The sequence below is a fragment of the Chryseobacterium mucoviscidosis genome (assembly GCF_002177115.1).
Classification (GTDB): Bacteria; Bacteroidota; Bacteroidia; order Flavobacteriales; family Weeksellaceae; genus Chryseobacterium; species Chryseobacterium mucoviscidosis.
This window is the reverse complement of sequence record NZ_MVAG01000031.1, coordinates 1-269: the sequence shown is the minus strand read 5'-3', so window position 1 is coordinate 269 and position 269 is coordinate 1. Positions and strand designations below refer to the sequence as shown.

Sequence of the window (269 nt, the reverse complement as noted above, 5' to 3'; positions counted from 1 at the left end):
ACCAGCGTATCGATTTCGCGCTCATAGTGATAAATCAGCCTTTCCATTCTTTCTACTCGATGCAGGAGCTGTTGAAACGAGCGGCTGGCATCCAGCTCGCCGTGATACCCCTCCTTCGCCGCAGCGATCAGCTCCTGAAAAGGAATAAACAGGTTGCTCCATTCCAGCAGCTCAAACCTTGACGAGAGAATGTTATCCATTAAAGATCTTCGGTTGCGTGTACGCATATCCTTTTCGACAAGACGCAGGTTATGTTCGAATTGATCCAT

The 269-nt window shown here is 48.3% G+C and carries 1 protein-coding gene; it reads right to left on the bottom strand.

Going from position 1 to position 269, the window contains the following annotated elements:
- The coding region (locus tag B0E34_RS22595) for a magnesium transporter CorA family protein (RefSeq protein WP_228422982.1) at positions 1 to 200 on the bottom strand (200 nt) is incomplete at its 3' end.
- Positions 201 to 269: the final 69 nt, after the last annotated feature.